Raw genomic sequence first — 18,979 nt, forward strand, 5'->3', positions numbered from 1 at the left:
TCGATGCTGCGGAGCAGGCGCTCCTTCCACACGGCACACCGCTCACCCCGGAGGGCGGACCGCTCGCCCCGGTACTCGACCTCGCCCTCGTCGCCGATGCTGCAGCCGGCCTCGGCCGACCCGCTGACCAGCACCATCTCGTTGCCGTTGTCCATGCCCCAGGCGGTGAGGCCCCAGGCCGACCGCACCACGGTGGAGTCGCCCACCACCACGCCCACGATCGCGTCGGGCGGCACCATCGCCGGGTCGGGCCCCTGGTCGACGGAGACGAGGGAGACGAACGGGTCGGGCGGCGGCGGCGACACCCGGGGCACGGCGAACGCCGTCAGCAGCACCGCGGCGACACCCCCGGCGGCCAGGGCGGGAAGGGGGACCCGGGGCACGCTCGGCCGCCAGCCCCGCCGGATCGGCAGCTCCACCCAGCGGTACGACGCGACGGCGACCGCCAGCACCACCACCATCCGCACCACCAGGAGGCTCCACGACCGCAGGTGCGCGCCGTCGGCGCCGAGCCGGGTCAGCAGGCGGTCGGTGCGCGCCGGGTCGATCAGCAGGAACAACGGCCAGTGGTAGAGGTAGACGCCGTAGGAGATCAGGCCCAGCAGCCGGAGCGGCTCGACCGCCAGCAGCCGCCGCACCGGCCCCGGCACGCAGGCCGCAGCCACCACGGCGCCCGACGCGACGGCGTACAGCAGGAGGCCACCACGGGTGACGAACGTGGAGGACTGCTCGACGTTCCACCAGGCCCAGGCGCTGTAGACCAGGGCGGCGACCCCGGCGACGGCGACGACCCGCGCCACCCAGCCCCGGAGCGGCGCGACGAGCACGACCGCCAGCAGCGCGCCCACCAGGATCTCGCCCATGCGGATCGGGGTGGAGTAGTAGACGACCGACGTCTGGTCCCGGTAGAGCCAGCTGAGCACGGCCGATACGCCGAGCAGGCCGACCAGCACACCGCCGAGCGCCCGCCGCGAGCCCCGGAACAGCGCCATCGCACCTACGACCACCAGCGGGAACAGCCAGTAGAACTGCTCCTCGATCGCCAGGCTCCAGAAGTGCGTGGCCGGGGAGGGCGCGGCGAAGAGCTGCCCGTAGTCGCGGTCGTCGAACAGGAACCGCCAGTTGGCGACCTGCAGCGCCGAGGCGGTGACGTCGCCGGGGAGGTTGCGCTCCCACTGCTCGGTGGTGACGGGGATGCTCGCCACCAGGGCGCCCAGGGTGATGGTGGCGGCGGGGAGCAGCCGGCGCATGCGGCGCGCCCAGAACGCGGTGAGGCCGATGCGCCCCGCCCGGGCGTGCTCGGCGAGCAGCAGCGACGCGATGAGGAAGCCGCTGAGCGTGAAGAACGTGGAGACGCCCAGGTAGCCGCCCCGCGCCCAGGCGAAGCCGCCGTGGAACAGCAGGACCGCGGCGATCGCGAGCCCCCGCACCCCGTCGAGCGCCGGGTTGTAGGCCAGCGCGGCCACAGGGCGTGTCCCAGTCCCTCCCCCCACGGATGGCAGTTTTCGGATCTCGGTGTCAGCTGTCAAGGATTTTATTGACCTTTGCGTCGATACTGTCCGAAGACGAGCAGTAACCAGATCATCGCACTCGACGATGTGTCAGTTGGAGCGTCTCGGCAGACAGTGCTGGTCAACCCGAAGTAAGTTCCGCGTGAGCCCTGGGGAGAGGCACATGACCGACAGGCCGAAGACCGACGTCCTCTTCTCCCCGCTCGTGCGCGGCCTCGGGCTCCTGTGGGTGGCGGTCTCGCTGCCGTTCATCACGATCGTGTCGGCGTTCGTGGAAACCCGGGGCACCTACCTGTTCGTGCTCATCTACATGGCGTGCGGCGCCTACACCGCGCCGGCGCTGGTGGTGGGCTGGTTCGCCTTCTGGCGGACACCGTCCCGCGACCGCCCCGCCTACATGGCGCTGTACGTCGGCCTGGCGGCGTCGTTCCTCACCGGCGTGGGCATCCTCGTCGGGCTCGCCACCGGCTGGACCTGGGGCAACGCCCTGGGCGTACCGGTCGTGGTGGTCAGCGGGCTGGCCCACGCCATCGGCGTCGCCATGCTCGTGCGCAGCCGCTCGGGTCGGCGGGCGCTGTCGGTCGACGTGATCGAGTCGATCATGGCCACCGTCGCCGTCGCCGCCCCGCTGGCGGTGCTGTGGTGGCCGGCCGTCGTCGAGGCCGAGGCGTCGTGGTTCACCGTGCCCCTCGCCGTGTCCATGCTCTTCGTCCTCGCCGGCACCTACTGGGCGGCGATGCTCGCGGTCCGGCTCGGCCCTGGACGGGGCGTGTTCGAGGTGTGCGCCCTGGCCCTGGGCACCGTCGGCACCGTGAACGTGGCGCTCCAGATCGCCCAGGGCGCGTCGGGCTTCGACCTGCCGGCACCGCCGATCGTCGCCCTCACCGCCCTGTGCATGAGCCAGTACCTGCTCATCCCTCTCAACGTGCCGCTGCTGCTGCGCCAGGGCCTGGGCCGGCTGCCGCTGGCGGCGCAGGTGCGGGGCGGTTCGCTGAGCACCGTGATCTCGCTGGCGGGCCTCGGGGCGCTCCTGGTCGCCACCGCCAGCGTGGCCGACGAGCGCTCGTGGGCCGTGCCCTTCGCCCTGGCCGTGGTGTCGCTGATGTTCGTGCTCGGCGGGTTGCGCCAGATGGCCGCGGTCGGCGAGACCCGGCGGTTGTACCGCCAGGTGGAGCAGGCCTCCGACGAGCGGCAGCGGCTGATGACCCAGCTGCTCGACCGCAGCCTCCACGACCGCCACCACTTCGCCGCCCAGCTCTACGAGCAGGCGGTCGCCGCCTACACGTCGTTCAGCCTCCTGGCCGGCGCCGGAGCCGGCGACGCGCCCACCGACTCGGGCTCGGCGCTGGCCAAGGCGTCGGCCCTGGTGAGCGGTGACCTGGCCCGCCACGCCGAGTCGGTGCGGGAGCTGGTGCAGGCGATCCGCCCGCTCGACGGCCACGGCGGGGGCAGCCGCAGCGAGCGCCTCGGCATCCCCATGCGTGCCTACCTGGCCAGCATCTACGGCGACCACCCGGCGCCGCGCCTGTCGCTGGAGATGACCGACGACATCGCCCTCGACTGGATCTCCGAGACCGTGCTGCTGCAGGTCGCCCAGGAGGCCCTGCACAACGTGTGGCGCCACAGCAACGCCACCCGGATCGACGTGGTGATCGAGGCGGACCAGGACTCGATCGCCATGTGCGTGGGCGACGACGGCACCGGCTTCGACCTGGCGTCCGTGCCCGAGGGCTCGGGCATCGCGGTGATGCGGGCGTCGGCGGCGGTGATCGGCGGCACGCTCGTGGTCGACTCGCACCTGGGCATCGGCACCGCGGTCACGGCCCGACTGGTGCCCGGCGGCGAGGCACCCCGACCCGAGCCGGCTCCGGAGCCCGCTCCGGCGCGCACCCTGCGCCTGGTCCGCGGCGGCGAGGACTGACGCCCGCGACCTCGGCTACTGGCCGGCCAGGGCGGCCAGGGCAGCCACCTGGTGCTGGCGGGGGCTGACCCCGCGCACCCGCTTGAAGGCCGAGCTGAGGGCGAAGGCGCTGCCGTAACCCACCTCGCGGGCGACGCTGCCGACCGTGGCGTCCGGCTCCCGCAGCAGGTCGGCGGCCAGCGCCAGGCGCCAGCCGGTGAGGAAGCTCATCGGCGGCTCGCCCACCAGCTCGCTGAAGCGCCGGGCCAGCGCGGCCCGCGACACGCCCAGCTCCGACGCCAGCGACGCCACCGTCCACGGGTACGACGGGTCGTTGTGCAGCATCCGCAGGGCCCGGCCCACCACCGGGTCGCCGTAGGCCTCGTACCAGGCCGGGGCCTCGGCCTCGGGCCGCGAGAACCAGGTCCGCAGCACGGCGATCAGCAGCAGGTCGAGGAGGCGGTCGAGCACGGCCTCCTGGCCCGGCTCGTCCTTGCCGATCTCGTCGGCGAGCAGCGGCACCAACGGCGAGTCCCAGCTGTCGCCGCGGACCACCAGCTGCACGGGGAGGGCCTCGAGCAGGCGCCGGCCGATCTCGCTGCTCTCCTCGTAGGTGCCGATCATCATGGCCGACGTGCCCTCGGTGCTGTTGCCCCAGGTGCGGACGCCCAGGCCCATGGCCTCCGCCAGGTCCTCGCCGTCGAGGGTGGCGCAGCGCTGGCCGGGGTGGACGATCACGTGCGGCGGGGTGTCCGGGTGGTCGGCGAACACGTAGTGCTCGGGGCCGCGGATGATCGCCACGTCGCCGGCCCCCAGCCGGGTGACGTCGCCATCGCCGCGCACGATCCACGCCTCGCCCCGGCTCATGGCCACCACCGACAGCGGCGACTCGTCCTGCACCCGGATCGACCACGGCGGGTCCATCAGCACCCGCAGCAGGAAGGCGCCGCGCGCCCGAGGACCGTTGAGGAAGCCCACCAGTGCGTCCATGGGGTCATGGTAGACGCTGACACATGGATTCGAGCTTCCTGACTATGGCCCGTCTCACCCGGTGGCGTTTCACTGGCTCCCATGAGCGAACACACCAACCCTGAAGACCTCGTCCTCGTCGTCGGCGGCACCGGCAAGTCCGGGCGCCGGGTGGCCGAGCGGCTCGACGCCGTCGGCCTGCCCGTCCGCCGGGCCTCCCGGTCGTCGGCGATCCCGTTCGACTGGGAGGACCCGTCCACCTGGGCCCCGGTGCTCGAGGGAGCCACCAAGGCCTACGTCTCCTACTACCCCGACCTGGCGTTCCCTGGGGCGACCGAGCAGATCCGCGGCTTCGCCGAGCTGGCCGTGGCGGCGGGTGTGCGGCACCTGGTGCTGCTGTCCGGGCGGGGCGAGCCGGAAGCGGTCGCGAGCGAGAAGGTCGTCCAGGACGCCGGCGCCGACTGGACCGTCGTGCGCTGCGACTGGTTCGCGCAGAACTTCAGCGAGGGCTTCCTGCTCGACCCGGTGCTCGCCGGGATGCTGGCGCTGCCCGCTGGCGACGTGGGGGTGCCGTTCGTCGACCTCGACGACGTCGCCGACATCGCGACCGCGGCGCTCACCCGGCCGGGCCACGCCGGCGAGCTCTACGAGGTGACCGGCCCCCGGCTGCTGACCTTCGCCGACGCGGCCGCCGAGCTGTCCGCAGCGTCGGGACGGGAGATCCGCTACCTGCCGGTGACGTCGGAGCAGTTCGCCGAGGTCCTGACCGGCGTGGGCCTGCCGCCCGAGCACGCGGCGGCGCTGAACGACCTGTTCGCCGAGATCCTCGACGGCCGCAACGCCAACCTCGCCGACGGCGTGCAGCGGGCGCTGGGCCGGGAGCCGAAGGACTTCACCGCCTACGCCCGTGCCGCCGCGGCGACCGGCGTCTGGGCGGCTATTGGCCAGGAGGGCTGAGATCGAGGCAGCTATTGACTTCGCTGCGCTACGGTGCGGCGACCGCGACCGTGCGTTCTGGGGGAAGCAGGATGGTTGTACTTCGTCGGCGCCGGAAGCGCCCCGACCACGCCACCGGGGCGACCGGCTTCGACCCCGACACCGCCGCCGAGCGCGTGCTCGCCGCCGCCGAGGCGGCCCTGGGCGCCCGACCCGCCCTCGCCGAGGGGCCGGAACCGGTCATCGCCGGGGCCGGCCCCGACGCCTACACCTTCGCCCTCGACACCGACGACCCGGAGTGGTCCGGCCAGCTGGTCGCCCGCACCTCGGCCAGCGACGTGCTGGCCCGGGAGGCGACCTGGGTGCAGGGCCTCGAGGCCCGGGGCTTCCCGGCGCCGGAGCTGGTGTGCGACCGCCAGGACGACGGCCTGCTGGTGTTCCGGCCGCCCGACGGCGAGAACCTGCTCACGCTGATGACCACCGAGCTGATGTCGCTGCCCGACCTGCTCGCCAGCTTCGGCCGGATGCACGCCCGGCTCCACGGCCTGCCGGTCGGCGACCTCGCCGAGCCGGACGACGAGGCGAGCGACCCGGTCGAGGAGCTGGCCGAGCTGGCGGCAGCGACGACGGCGGGCCGCAAGCCGGTCGACCGCGAGCTGGGCTGGCTGCAGGCCCACCGTCCTGCCACCACCGGGCCCGACCCGGGGACCGGGACCGATACCGACGTCCTCTGCCACGGCGACCTCAACCCCGGCTACGTGTTCGTGTGGCGGGGCGACGAGCCCCGCGAGCTGGCGGTCAACTGGATGCAGGCCCGGGTGGGACCGCCGGCGTTCGACGTGGCCGCCACCCTGACCACGTTCTGGATCGGCCCCATCTACGTGGCCAACGTCGCCCAGCGGACCATGCTCAAGATGGCCCGCGACTCGCTGGCGTCGGCCTACCTGGCCGCCTACGAGCGGACCGTCGGCGAGCCGCTCGACGAGACCGAGCTGGCGTACTGGCAGGCCTTCCACCTGTGCCAGCTGGCGCTCCACCTGGCCGACATCGTCCACGGTGGCCCGGACCTCGTCGGCCCGTGGCACCCGGCGGCCGGCGTCGTCCAGCCCGAGAAGGCCCTGCAGGACGTCCGCAACCGCTTCTGGGAGCTGGCGAACAGCTGAGACTGCGACAGAAGACGCCCGTTTCGGGCCGGTTCTGTCGCAATCTCGAGCGGCTCAGCGGCGGCGGGCGACCAGGCGGTAGGCGTTGCCGGCCGACGAGCGGTCGCCCCGCCCGCGACGCACGGTGTCCTTCACCTCGTCGGCGACCTTGGTGACCAGCAGTCCCGGGATGGCGGCCGTGTACAGCGCCAGCCGCCGGGCCCGGTAGCCGGCCGAGACCTTCGGCAGCCACGGCAGGTGCGGGCTGCGGACCACGGTCTGCAGCATCAGGCCGATCGAGTTGTACAGGTCGCCGCCCATCGTCGCCGGCCCCCGCTCCACCGACAGCACGTCGAAGCCGACGTCGGTCACCGCCGCCACCATCTGCTCGCAGGCGACGAAGTGCTGGTGCTGGGGCTGGCCCCACTGCCACCAGAAGCGCCCCAGCCGCTGCGACCAGGGCGACGCCGGGTCGGGCATCTCGATCATCAGGTAGCCGCCCGGCTCCACCACCTTGGCGGCCGCCGCCAGCTCCCGGCGCGGCTCGCGGGTGTGCTCGATGTAGTGGTGCATGCTGACCACGTCGTAGGAGCGGGGCAGGCCGTCGGCCAGGTCGGGGAACTGGCCGAGGTAGGCCGTGTCGATGCGGCCCCGACGTTGCGCCTCCTCCACGGTGTCGCTCATGTCGAGCCCGTCGATCACCATGTCGGGCCAGCGCTCCCGGGCGGCCAGGCAGAAGTGGGCGTGGCCCGTGCCGACGTCGAGCCAAGCGCGGGGCTCGGTGAAGCGGGCCATGGTCTCGACCCGGCTGCGGTAGATGGGCCCCAGCGCCGCGAAGCTGGTCTCGGCCAGCTCCTCGCCGATGCCGTCGTAGGCGTCCTCGTAGTAGTGGTCGAGGCCGGCGATCGTGAGCGCGGGGTTCTGGAAGATGTGACCGCAGGCGGTGCACTCGTCGAGGTGGAACTCGCCGGCCTTGCTCTGCAGCAGGTCGGTGATGTCGAGCCGGCCGACGAGGTCGGGCGAGTCGCACCAGGCGCAGGTCTTGCGACGGGGCTCGAAGAGGACGTCCTCGTCCGGCACCTCCGGCACGGGTGTCTCGGCCCGCTGTGCCTCCCGGGCCCGGGTCGCCCTGGCCCCGGCCAGGCAGGTGCCCAGGTTCTCGAGCCAGGCCTGCGGGAGCCGCAGCAGGCTGGCGGTGACGGGGGCCGACGTGCCGTCGTCGCCCTGCGTGCCGAGGACCAGCGCCGGCTGGGCGCTCCAGGTGGCCAGCGCCGCGAGCGCCGCCCAGGGGGCGACGAGGAAGCCGGCGGTCATCGCCGCCAGGTGCACGGTCTCGAAGCCGACGAAGACCGGGGCGAGGGCGCCGTAGGGCCAGGCGGGGGCCAGCAGCTCCTCCAGCTCGCGCCAGCGCTGCTCGGGCGTCGACGGCGCCGCGGACACACCGGGGGCGATGCGGATCGCCGACGCCGTCGGGGCGTGGCGCTGGGCGTGGAGGGTGCGGCGCACCATGTCGCCGCGGTCGAGCGGCTCGTCGGCGAGGGCGTCGAGGTCCCAGCCGATGCGGCGGGTCACCGACGGGTGCAGCACCACGGTCTCGTGGGCGCCGCCGGGTGTGTAGTACGGGTCGGTGCCGAGCCGCGGGGGCTCGAGGCGGCGCAGCAGGCGCAGGAGCCGGACGGGCGGCAGGTCGGCGGGCACCAGGTCGACCACCTCGGCGCCGCTGGTCGCCATCTCCGCCCCGACCGCGGCCAGGGTGCCGGCGACCATGCCGCTGCCGGTCGCGGCCACCACGTCGAGCGGCTCGCCGGGCGCTCCGGTGGGCGCCGGCAGCGCGGCCAGGCGCGCTCGGCGCCGCCGCAGCTCCAAGGCCTCGACCACATGGACGACCGCCAAGATCCCCAACACCCAACGGGCTACAGCACGCATCGAACATCCCCCTGCTCGGCTCGGAGCCGTCCGGAAATTATGGACTAGGCACTCCCCCAACACCAGAATGTTGACTGCTATCCGCTGGGCTGACGGGATTGTTGACGATGGGGAACGACGAGACGTACGACTTGGACGGCCGGACCCTCCTGGTCACCGGGGCCAGCTCGGGCATCGGGCGGACCACCGCGCTCGGGCTGGGGCGGCGAGGGGCGCAGGTGCTCCTGGCGTGCCGGTCGGCCGGACCGACGGCGGCCGTGGTCGACGAGATCGCCGCGCTGGCCGGCCCCGGACGGGCCGAGCACGTCCCCCTCGACCTCGACGACCTCGCGTCGGTGCGGGCCTGCGCCCGGCAGGTGCTCGACCGCGACGAGCCACTCGACGTGCTGGTGAACAACGCCGGCCTCGCCGGTCACAAGGGGGTCACCGCCCAGGGCTTCGAGCGCACCTTCGGCGTCAACCACCTGGGCCACTTCCTGCTCACCAGCCTGCTGCTGGAGCACCTCCGGGACCAGGGCAAGACCCGGGTGGTCAACGTGGCCAGCGACGCCCACTACGGCCCCAAGCGGATCGACTTCGACGCCCAGCTCCGGCCCACCAGGAGCTTCGGGGGCCTGAAGGAGTACCAGGTGTCGAAGCTGTGCAACGTGCTCTTCACCCAGGAGCTGGCCCGGCGGCTCGACGGCACCGGCGTCACCACGTACGCGGTGCACCCGGGCGTCGTCGCCTCGAACATCTGGCGGAAGGTGCCGTGGCCCATCCGGCCGATCGCCGTCCGCTTCATGACCTCGGTGGAGGACGGCGCCCTGGCGTCGCTCCACTGCGCCACCGAGCCCGGCATCGAGCACCTCAGCGGGCGCTACTTCGAGCGCCGGGAGCCGAAGGAGCCGAGCCCGGTCGCCACCCCGGAGCTGGCCGCCGAGCTGTGGTCCCGCAGCGTCGAGTGGACGTCGTAGTCAGGGCTTGCGGAACGACAGCACGTGGTAGGCGAGGTCGCCGGTGATCGCCAGGGCCTCGATGCCGTCGATGCTGGTGACCCCGTCGGAGCTGGTGTCCTCGGCGGCGAGGCGCCGCAGCGCCGCGTAGGTGGGCAGGGTGCGCCGGTTGACGTCGTCGTCGACCAGCGGCTCCAGGCCGGTGCGGCGGGCCAGCCGCTCGTAGCCCGACGACGTCAGCGGCTTGGCCATGTGGCCGTACCAGCTGTCCTCCCCCACCCCCGCCGCCGACGACGCCATCGTCTCGGCCACCTGCGCCAGCGCGCCCGGCGCCATCAGGAAGTCCGACAGCGCCAGCGTCCCGCCCGGCCGCAGCACCCGGGCGACCTCGACGAAGAACGCCTTGCGGCTGGGGAAGTGGAAGATGCACTCGACGGCCAGCACGTGGTCGAGCGACCCGTCGGCCACCGGCAGCCGGCAGCCGTCGGCGGTCACGAACGAGACGGGCGACTCACCGCGGTCGAGCAGGCGGCCCGCCCAGCGCACCTGGCGCTCGTCGATGTTCAGGCCGACGAGCCGGCACCCGTCGTGGCGGCTGCGGATGTGGTCGAGCGTGCCGCCGAAGCCGCAGCCCACGTCGAGGACCCGACGGCCCGCGCCCACCCCGGCCGCTGCGATCACGTGGTCGGTCATGGCCTCGGCGGCGACGAAGTAGCGCTCGGGGCTGTCGTCGGCGCGGTCGGGCTCGTCGAACAGGCCCCAGTGGAAGTGGCGCCAGAAGGGCGGCGGCTCGCCGTCCTCCATGTGCTGCAGCGCCGAGTCGACGTACGAGAAGTTGACGCTCATCCGTCGGCCCCGGCCCCGGCCTCGGCCCCGGCCGGCTTGCGGAAGGCCAGCACGTGGTACTCCCAGCCGCCGCCCCGGGCCAGCTGCTCGACGGAGTCGACCGTGATCACCCCGTCGACCGCGCCGGACTCCTTGTAGAGCCGCCGCAGCGCCGGGTAGGTGGGCAGCGTGCGCTCGGTGACGTCGTCGTCGACCAGCAGCTCCAGGCCCACGCTGCGTCCCAGCCGCTCGTAGGCGACGGACGTCAGCGGCGTGGCCGACCGGCCGTACCACTCGCCCAGGCCGGCCGACCGCACGTTGAGCGCCACCGACGCGGCCGACCCGGTGGCCAGCACGAAGTCCGACAGCGCCAGCGTGCCGCCGGGTTGCAGCACCCGGGCGACCTCCCGGAAGAAGCGCTTGCGGCTGGGGAAGTGGAACACGCACTCGACTGCCAGCACGTGGTCGATCGCGGCGTCACGGACCGGCAGCACGCAGCCGTCGGCGGTCACGAACGGGATCGCCGCCGCGCTCTCACCGAGCAGCCGCCGCGCCCAGCTGAGCTGGCGCTCGTCGATGTTGATCCCCGCCAGCCGGCAGCCGGGGTTGCGGCCGCGGATGAGGTCGAGCGTGCCGCCGAAGCCGCAGCCCACGTCGAGGATGCGACGGTCGTCGGCGACCCGGCCGGCGGCGACCACCCGCTCGGTCATGGTCTCCGCCGCCGAGACGTAGCCCTCGGCGCTGTCGTCGAAGCCGTCGAGGTCGTCGTAGTGACCCCAGTGGAAGTGCCGGAGGTAGGCCGGCGGCGCACCGCCGGCATCCATGCGCGCGATCTCGTCGTCGATGTACGGGAGGCTCACCATCGTCACGGTCCCTTCGTGGAGGTGGAGCGCGCAGGCACGTCGACGACGAGCGCCTCCAGGCGGTCGGCGGCCCCGGCGGGGCCGTCCGATGCGGCGAACGACGCTTGCACGCGCTCGGCCGCGGTCCGGTAGGAGGGATCGTCGAGCACCGTGTCGACCGCCTCCCGAAGGGCCGGGCCGGTCACCCGGGTGAACTTCACCCGCACACCGGCCCCGGAACGAACCACCTGGTCGGCGACGATCGGCTGGTCGTCGCGCACCGCCGCGACCACCAACGGCACGCCGTGGGCCAGGCTCTCGCACACCGTGTTGTGGCCCCCGTGGCACACGACCGCGTCGAGGTGCGGCAACAGCGCCAGCTGCGGCACACGGGGTGCCACCAGCACGTTCGGAGGCGGGTCGGGCACCAGGTCGGCAGGGGCGACGAAGACCGCCCGGGCCTCGCCGGCCGCGTAGGAGGCGAACGCCTCGGCGGCGACAGCGAAGAAGCGGCCGCCCGTCTGCCAGTTGAGGGTGCCCAGGGTGACCAGGACGTTGCGCTTGGCGCCGTCGAGCCAGTCCCAGGGGAAGTCCGTGTCGTCGGGCCGCTCGTCGAACGACGGGCCCACGAAGGTGCAGTTGCCGGAAGCCGCGACCGTCGGCCCGACCAGGTCGCGGGTGGTGAAGGCCAGCACCAGGTGGGGCGAGAAGCGGGGGTCGACGGCCTCGGCCCGCGGCGGGTCGACCCCGGCCGCCACCAGCACGGCGCTCATCTGCTCGTGCAGCCAGGCGGACACCTTGGGCAGGCCGTCGAGCGGGTCGACCAGGTCGGCGGAGCTGGTCGCCGAGGTCGCCCAGGGCAGGCCCCGCTCCTCGGCCACCGCCGCGCCGGCCAGGGCGTGCTGGTCGACCACCAGGGCGTCGGCGCCGAAGTCGTCCACCGCGGCCCGGACGCCGGGCAGCATCTGGTGGGCGATCGGCAGCACGCAGTCGTTCCACAGGGTGGAGAAGCCGCCGATGCCGCCGGTGCTCTTGGTGAGCCGGCGCTCGACCGCGGCCACCACGTCGTCGGGCATGGCGTCGGCCACCGGGATGAAGGTGAGGTCGTCGGGCAGGAGGTCGGCGATCACCTCGGGGTGCCCGGTCCAGGCCACGGCGTGGCCGCGGCGGGTCAGCTCGCGGCCCAGCGGGATCGTCGGATTGGTGTGGCCGACCAGGGGCGGGACGACGAACAGGAACCGGGCCACGCCGTCAACCCGGTACGCGGGCGGTGTGTTGCGCCAGCACGTGGCCGCGGATGAGCGCGCCCAGCTCCTTGGTGCGACCGAAGATCCCCAGGTGGTCCGCCCCGTCGATGGCGTGCAGGTCGACCGACGGGACGTAGGTGCGCAGCACGTCCGCCAGCGGGAGCATCTCCGACGCCGTGCCGTACACGGCGCCGACCGGGCAGCGGATGCGGGCGTAGTCGTCGACGCCCAGCTCCGGCTCACTGCGGAGGTCGTCGAGGATGGTGGTGCCGACCAGCAGGCGGTGGGCCCGCTCGGCGACGAGGGCGGCCTTGCGGCGCGTCACCAGCCCGCCGAGCGCGGCCATCACCTCGTCGATCGTGTAGTCGCGGTCGACCAGCGCCGCCGCGGCCTCCATCGCCGGCAGGACGCGGCTGATCCAGTCCGGGCTGGAGAACAGCGGGTCGACCAGGAACAGCGACGCCACCCGGTCGGGGTGCTCCATGGCCGTGACCGTGGCGACCGCCCCGCCGTAGCTGCAGCCCACGATGTGGACGGGCGCGTCGACGTCGAGGGCGTCGAGCAGCGCCACCAGGTCGGCCACGTGGTCGACCACGTTGTAGCCCGAGGGCGCCACCTGCGAGTGGCCGTGGCCGCGGAGGGCGTAGAGGATCACGTCGGCGTCGCTCGCCAGCGGCATCCCCAGCGTGAAGGCGAGACCCGAGTGGTCGACGATGCCGAGCCCGTGGATGAAGACGACGACCGGCCGGTCGCCCTCGGGGCCGACCCAGTAGCGGTTCACCCGCAGGTCGACGCCGTTCGCTTGGACTGTCGCCACGTCTCGGCTCCGGCCGGCTCGGCTCGATGCCCGTCTACGCGGCCTGCTGCTCGAGTGCGACGACGACGAACTCGACCACGTCGCCGAGCGTCAGCTCCACGAGCTCCTCCAGCTCCATGGCCGAGAACCAGCTGACGAAGTCGACCTTGCCCTCGTACGTCTCGATGAGGTTCTCGGCGATCTCCATCACCTCCATGCTCTCGAGCTCGATGTCCTCGGCGAAGGTCGAGTCGAGCCCCACCTGGCACTCGTCGTAGTACCAGCGGCCGACGACGGACACGATGGCGTCCTCGACGGTCTGGTGAACGGTGCTGAAGAGCTCTTCGCGCGGGTTCGCCACAGTCGGTGGGCTGGTCATGGATCTCCCCCATCAAGTTCCACGTCTGCCGTTTCGGGCAGGCTATGCGACATCCTCAATTGTTGACAACCGCTGGCGTGTTTGGGATAGCTACTGACGGTTATGTGTCGTCTCTTCGAGTTTCTTGACACCCTTCCGGAGCGTCGGGATACTGGGTGGGATGGGGGGAGCTGGGGAGGTCGCCATCGTCGGCATGGCCTGCGTCATGCCCGGCGCGCCGGACGTCGAGACGTTCTGGGCGAACATCGTCGACGGCGTCGACTCGGTGACCGAGGTGCCCGCCTCCCGCTGGGACCAGAGCCGCCACTACGACCCTGACCACGACGGCGGGGCTGCGAGTGGTGGCGGGCTGCACGAGCCGATGTCGGTGTCGAAGTGGGGCGGCTTCGTGCCCGAGGTGGGCTTCGACGCCCTGGCCTGGGGGATCCCGCCCGCCAGCCTCGCCAGCATCGACCCCGCCCAGCTCCTGGCCCTCAAGGTCGCCACCGGCGCGCTGGCCGACGCCGGCTACGGGCCCGGCGGGGCTCGTGAGCTCGACCGCGAGCACACGTCGGTGATCTACGCCACCGGCTCGGGTGGGGCGTCCGAGCTGCCGGCCGGCTTCATGCTGCGCCTGCTGCTGCGCAGCCACGGCATCACCGCCGGGGACCTGCCGCCCGAGCTGTCGGCCCACCTGCCGCAGCTCACGGAGGACGGCCTGCCCGGGGTGCTCACGTCGGTGATCGCCGGCCGGGTGGCCAACCGCCTCGACCTCGGCGGCAAGAACCTCATCGTCGACTCCGCCTGCGCCTCGGCCCTGGTGGCCCTCGACATCGCCTGCAACGAGCTCCGCGGCCGCAGCAGCGACGTGGTGCTGTGCGGCGGCGTCGACCTGCACAACGGCCTGGTCGACTACGTCAGCTTCACCGCCGCCCAGGCACTGGCCCGCAGCGGGCGCTGCCGGGCCTTCGACGTCGACGCCGACGGCATGACCCTCGCCGAGGGCTGCGGCTGCCTCGTGCTCAAGCGGTTGGAGGACGCCGAGCGCGACGGCGACCGGATCTACGCCCTGGTGCAAGGGGTCGCCGGGTCGTCCGACGGCCGGCACCTCGGGCTCACCGCCCCCCGCCAGGAGGGCCAGATGCGGGCGGTGCGGCGGGCCTACGAGGTGACCGGGGTGTCGCCGGCCGAGATCGGAATGGTGGAGGCGCACGGCACCGGCACCCCCACCGGCGACCGCACCGAGCTGCTCACCACCACGGAGATCTTCGCCGAGGCGGGGGCGGCGCCGGGGTCGGTGGTGATCGGGTCGGTGAAGTCGAACATCGGCCACACCAAGTGCGCCTCCGGCATCGCGTCGCTGATCAAGGCGGCCAAGTCCGCCTACCACGGGGTGCAGCCGCCGACCCTCCACATCCGCACGCCGATCGAGGAGTGGGACCCGGCGACGTCGCCGTTCGTGTTCCTCGACCGGGCCCGGCCGTGGCTCGACGAGCGGCGGATGGTGGCGGTGTCGTCGTTCGGGTTCGGGGGCACGAACTTCCACGCCATCCTCGAGAACCATCGGGCTGCTGCCGGGCAGCCGGTCGGCTCGGGGCGGCCCCACTGGCCGTCGGAGCTGTTCGCCTTCCACGCCGCCGACGACGCCGCGCTGGGCCGGCGGCTGGAGGAGCTGTCGGACCGGCTGGCGGAGGAGCTGGTCCCGCCCCGGCAGGCCGACCGCTGGCGGCTGCGCGACGTCGCCGCCGCCGAGTCGGCATCGGGGAACGAGCCGTTGCGGCTGGTGGTGGTGGCCGACGACCTGGACGACCTGGCCGCCAAGGTCGCCGCGGCGCGGGCCGGTCGGTCGCCGCGGGGTGTGTACCGGCCGACGTCCGGGCCGGTGGGTGTGCGGCTGCCCGATGCCGAGTCGGTGCGGCCGGGGATGGTCGCCGACCTGGCGGTCGCCTTCGGGGCTGCCCGTTCGGTGCTGGACGACCCTGGGCTCACGGAGCGGATGTGGCCGCGGCAGGCGTTCGGCGACGAGGGCGAGCGGCAGCGGGGGGCGCTGGCCGAGGTGGCCGAGCCGGCTGTCGCCGCGGCCCGAGCCACCGTGACCGCGGCGCTGGCAGCGCTAGGGGTCACCGCGACTGCGGGCGAGATCTCTGCCGACGTCCCCGGTGAGCACGGCATTACCACTCTCCTGCATGCGGTCGCCCAGCTCGCGGCCGCGGGGGTCGGCCTCGACCTCGGCAGCCTGCACGACGGGCGGGGGTCGGAGCCGGAGCGGTGGACGTCGCCGTCGCGGAAGCCGGGGTGGATCGTCGACGGGCACTACGCCCGGGCCGCGTCGGGTGACAGCCTGCCCAAGGGCCTCCACCCGGCCGACGAGGCGCCGGTCGTCCGCTTCGCCAACGACACACCGGAGCCGGCGCCGGCGCCGGTCGCGCCCGTGAACGGGAACGGCAGCTCGCTGTCGGACGCCGACCTGGCCGTGGTCACCGAGTACCTGCGGATCGTCCAGGGGATGGTCGCCACCGGCACCGAGATCGTCCGCGGCCACGTCGAGGCCGGACCGTCGTGAGCGACACCGAGGACGACCCGGCCGTCTGGTGGGTCGCCGGCGACAGCACCGCTGAGCTGCTGGATCGGCTCGACCAGCTCGACGCCTCTCCTCCCGCCGCGAAGCTCACGTCGCTCGGCTCCGGGCCGGCGCGGGTCGGCATCGTGGAGCCGAACGAGCGGAAGCTGCGGCTGGCGCGGCGGATGCTGACCGAAGGCGAGCCGTGGAGGGGGCGCAGCGACCTGTGGTTCACGGCCCGGGGGCTGGCCGACGGGGGCGGCAAGGTCGCCTTCCTGTTCCCCGGCGTCGAGCCCACGTTCGGCCTGGTCGACGACGACCTGACGGGCCTGGCCCGGCGCCTCCACCTCGACGCCCCGGCGCTGGTCGACGACAGCGTCGCCCACCGCAGCGCCTCCATCGTGCGACTCGGGATCTTCCTCGACCAGGTGCTGCGGCGCCTCGGCGTGGCGCCCGACGCCCTGGCCGGCCACAGCATCGGCGAGTGGGGCGCCTCGGTGGCGTCCGGGATGTTCGCCCGCCAGGACGCCGACCGCCTGCTCGACGGCATCGACCTGGGCGGCGTCGACCTGCCCGACCTCGACTTCGTGGCCCTGTCGGCCGGCGCCGACGCCGTGGCCCCGGTGATCGCCGGGATCGAGCACGTGGTGGTGTCGCACGACAACTGCCCCGGCCAGACGGTGGTCTGCGGGCCGCCGGCCGCCGCCCAGCAGGCGCTGGCGGCGCTCCGGGACGCGGGGATCCTCGGCTACACGCTCGACTTCCAGTCCGGGTTCCACACGCCGTTCATCGAGCCCTCGCTGGTGGAGTTCCGGCACTACCTCGAAGGCATGTCGATCACCGCGGCGGGGACCCCGACGTGGTCGGCGACCACGACCGGGCCGTACCCCACCGACCGTGCCGAGATCATCGAGCTGCACCTCCGCCACCTGGTGGAGCCGGTGCGGTTCCGGCCCATGGTCGAGCGGCTGTACCACGAGGCCGGCGTCCGGATCTTCGTGCAGGTGGGGGTGGGGACGCTCACCGGCTTCGTCGACGACACGCTCGCCGACCTCGACCACGCCACCGTCCCGGCCGTGACCGCCAAGCGCTCGGCGCTGGCCCAGGCCTGGCGGACGCTCACGGCGCTGTGGGTGGAGGGCGTGGCCGTCCGCCCGGAGGCGCTCACCGGCATCGAACCCCCATCTTTGAAGGAAAACGACCCCATACCGGTCGTTTCCCTTCAAGGTCCGGTGGCGGTGCGGGGCGCGATCGACTTACTGAGCGCGGCAACGCGCGCGTCCGGCGACGTCCTCGACGCCCTGGCGGCGCGGTTGTCGCCGGCGACGGCGGCGACGGCGACGGCGGTGGCCCTGGCAGAACGACCGCTGCCCGCCCCGGTCGCACCGGCGACGCTGCCGTGGCCGACCGAGAAGGTGACCGTGACCCGGCGGCTCTCGATCGAGGCCATGCCGGAGACGCTCGACCACGCGCTGTACCACCAGCCCGAGGGCTGGCCCGACGTCACCGACGGCTTCCCAATCGTCGCCATGACCACCCAGATCCAGCTCCTGCAGGACGTCGCCGCCGAGTACGCGGGCGGGCGCGACGTGGTCGAGGTGTTCGGGGTGCGCAACCTCCGCTGGCTCGACCTGTCGGACCCCCAGGACGTCGACATCACGATCGTCCCCAAGGGCGACGACGTGCTCAGCGTGGCCCTCGGCCCCTACTGCCGGGCCAACGTCCGGGTCGGGTCCTTCCCGCCCGCGCCCCGCCACGAGACCTCCCCGCTGGCGAACGCCCACGTCCCCAAGGTCACCGCCGAGGAGATGTTCGCCAAGCGGATCATGTTCCACGGCCCGAAGTTCCAGGGGATCGACACGCTGGGGCCGACCGGCGACGACGGCATCCTCGCCGAGTTCCACCACCTCGACACCCCGGGATCGCTGCTCGACAACCTGGGGAAGATCATCGCCTACTGGGTGATCGAGCAGCGCAACCCGGGCGAGTCGCCGCTGCCGATCGGCGTCGACCGCATCCAGTTCTTCGGCCCGCCGCTCGAGCCCGGCGTCGACGTCCACTGCGACGTGCGCATCCAGGAGCTGCAGCTCGACCTGGTGAAGGCCGACGGCGTGCTGGTGCTGCCCGACGGACGGGTGTGGTGCCGGGTGGAGGGGTGGATGTCGAACGTGTTCCACATCGACCAGGTGATGGAGCCCGTGTACCACCTGACCGAGACCCACTACGCCGACGAGCCGCAGCCGGGCGGGTGGAGCGTGACGATCGAGCGCTGGCCCACCGGGGCGGGGCGCGACCTGACCGGGCGCCGCTTCCTGTCGCGGGCCGAGCGGGAGCGGTACGCCGGCATGAACCTGCTGGAGCAGCGCCGCTGGCTGATCGACCTGGTCACCGCCAAGGAGGCCGTGCGCCGCTGGTTGGGCGAGCACCACGGCATCGAGTCGTACCCGGTGCAGGTGTCGCTGGTGGCCGAGGGCGAGCACCGCTACCGCGCCGTCTGCCCGCTGATCCCCGAGGGCCACGACCTGCGCATCACGGTGTCGACGCTCAACTGGCTGGCCGTGGCCGTGCTGGGCGACGGGGAGTGGCGTGACATCGAGACCCGCGAGGTGGTCGACGGTGCCGACGCCGCGGTCGTGGCCGAGGAGGCCGCCGCCGCGCTGCGGGCCCGCAACCCGGGCGTCGAGGTGCAGTCCGTGCCCGAGGCCCCCGACGTGACGCCCAGCAGCATCGCGATCGTGGTGATCCCCCGCTTCGCCGTCGCCTGGACGCCGTGACGTCGTGAGCCGGCCCCCGACCGACTGGGTGCTGGTCGACGGCGTCGCCGAGGCCGTGGAGCTGGCCGGGAAGCACGGCGAGGTGCTGGTCGTCGACCTGGAGAACACCCTGGTCGACTACGGGTCGACCCCGGAGCAGCGCGACGACGCCATGGCCGCGGTGCTCGCCGCCGCCGCCGAGGGGGGCCTGCTGCGGCGGGTGGCGTTCGTGTCGAACGCCCGGTTCGTCCTGCCGGTGCTGGACCACGACACGTTGGT

Annotated in this window: 14 protein-coding genes; 6 read left to right on the forward strand and 8 right to left on the reverse strand. The window is 73.3% G+C overall.

Annotated elements, in window-relative coordinates; translation table 11 throughout:
* Positions 1–1,466, reverse strand: a 1,466-nt coding sequence (locus VK611_08495) for an acyltransferase (protein HMG41355.1), incomplete at its 3' end; no start/stop codon positions are given.
* 208 nt (positions 1,467–1,674) lie between these two features.
* Here VK611_08495 and VK611_08500 point away from each other — a divergent pair.
* Positions 1,675–3,432, forward strand: coding sequence for an ATP-binding protein (locus tag VK611_08500; protein ID HMG41356.1), 1,758 nt, complete (start codon positions 1,675–1,677; stop codon positions 3,430–3,432).
* A 15-nt stretch (positions 3,433–3,447) separates the two neighbouring features.
* Here VK611_08500 and VK611_08505 read toward each other — a convergent pair whose 3' ends face one another.
* Complete coding sequence (locus VK611_08505) at positions 3,448–4,401, reverse strand: AraC family transcriptional regulator (GenBank protein ID HMG41357.1); 954 nt, start codon at positions 4,399–4,401, stop codon at positions 3,448–3,450.
* Between the two features lie 81 nt (positions 4,402–4,482).
* Here VK611_08505 and VK611_08510 point away from each other — a divergent pair, with 81 nt between their 5' ends.
* Together VK611_08510 and VK611_08515 are read left to right on the forward strand one after the other, a co-directional pair.
* Positions 4,483–5,337: a hypothetical protein gene (locus tag VK611_08510; GenBank protein ID HMG41358.1), complete on the forward strand. Its 855-nt coding sequence runs from the start codon at positions 4,483–4,485 to the stop codon at positions 5,335–5,337.
* Positions 5,338–5,408: 71 nt separating this feature from the next.
* The gene (locus tag VK611_08515) at positions 5,409–6,479 is read left to right on the forward strand and encodes a phosphotransferase (GenBank protein HMG41359.1); all 1,071 of its coding nucleotides are present in this window, start codon (positions 5,409–5,411) and stop codon (positions 6,477–6,479) included.
* Positions 6,480–6,533: 54 nt separating this feature from the next.
* Here the strand turns inward: VK611_08515 and VK611_08520 are convergent, their stop codons facing one another.
* Positions 6,534–8,351, reverse strand: a complete 1,818-nt coding sequence (locus VK611_08520) for a class I SAM-dependent methyltransferase (GenBank protein ID HMG41360.1) — start codon at positions 8,349–8,351, stop codon at positions 6,534–6,536.
* Between the two features lie 140 nt (positions 8,352–8,491).
* Between VK611_08520 and VK611_08525 the strand changes: the two genes are divergently transcribed.
* Complete coding sequence (locus VK611_08525) at positions 8,492–9,340, forward strand: SDR family oxidoreductase (protein HMG41361.1); 849 nt, start codon at positions 8,492–8,494, stop codon at positions 9,338–9,340.
* Here VK611_08525 and VK611_08530 read toward each other — a convergent pair whose 3' ends face one another.
* The 5 genes from VK611_08530 to VK611_08550 are packed head-to-tail and all read right to left on the reverse strand — an operon-like array spanning position 9,341 to position 13,408.
* A complete protein-coding gene (locus VK611_08530) occupies positions 9,341–10,165 on the reverse strand; it encodes a class I SAM-dependent methyltransferase (GenBank protein ID HMG41362.1) in 825 nt (274 codons plus the stop codon).
* On the reverse strand, positions 10,162–11,007 hold the full coding sequence (locus VK611_08535) for a class I SAM-dependent methyltransferase (protein ID HMG41363.1): 846 nt from the start codon (positions 11,005–11,007) through the stop codon (positions 10,162–10,164). Before VK611_08535 ends, VK611_08530 begins: the two co-directional genes overlap by 4 nt.
* Before the next feature lie 2 nt (positions 11,008–11,009).
* On the reverse strand, positions 11,010–12,233 hold the full coding sequence (locus VK611_08540) for a glycosyltransferase (GenBank protein HMG41364.1): 1,224 nt from the start codon (positions 12,231–12,233) through the stop codon (positions 11,010–11,012).
* A 4-nt stretch (positions 12,234–12,237) separates the two neighbouring features.
* Positions 12,238–13,050 carry an alpha/beta fold hydrolase gene (locus tag VK611_08545; GenBank protein HMG41365.1) on the reverse strand — a complete coding sequence of 271 codons (813 nt, stop codon included), beginning with the start codon at positions 13,048–13,050 and terminating at the stop codon, positions 12,238–12,240.
* A 34-nt stretch (positions 13,051–13,084) separates the two neighbouring features.
* Positions 13,085–13,408, reverse strand: coding sequence for a hypothetical protein (locus VK611_08550; protein ID HMG41366.1), 324 nt, complete (start codon positions 13,406–13,408; stop codon positions 13,085–13,087).
* A 160-nt stretch (positions 13,409–13,568) separates the two neighbouring features.
* Here VK611_08550 and VK611_08555 point away from each other — a divergent pair, with 160 nt between their 5' ends.
* Both VK611_08555 and VK611_08560 read left to right on the forward strand, forming a co-directional pair.
* Positions 13,569–15,950, forward strand: coding sequence for a polyketide synthase (locus VK611_08555; GenBank protein ID HMG41367.1), 2,382 nt, complete (start codon positions 13,569–13,571; stop codon positions 15,948–15,950).
* Complete coding sequence (locus VK611_08560) at positions 15,947–18,721, forward strand: acyltransferase domain-containing protein (protein HMG41368.1); 2,775 nt, start codon at positions 15,947–15,949, stop codon at positions 18,719–18,721. The genes VK611_08555 and VK611_08560 overlap by 4 nt, the downstream gene beginning before the upstream one ends.
* The last annotated feature ends 258 nt before the right edge of the window (positions 18,722–18,979 follow it).

Source organism: Acidimicrobiales bacterium, assembly GCA_035316325.1.
In the GTDB taxonomy this organism is placed as follows: domain Bacteria; phylum Actinomycetota; class Acidimicrobiia; order Acidimicrobiales; family VFJN01; genus DASXTK01.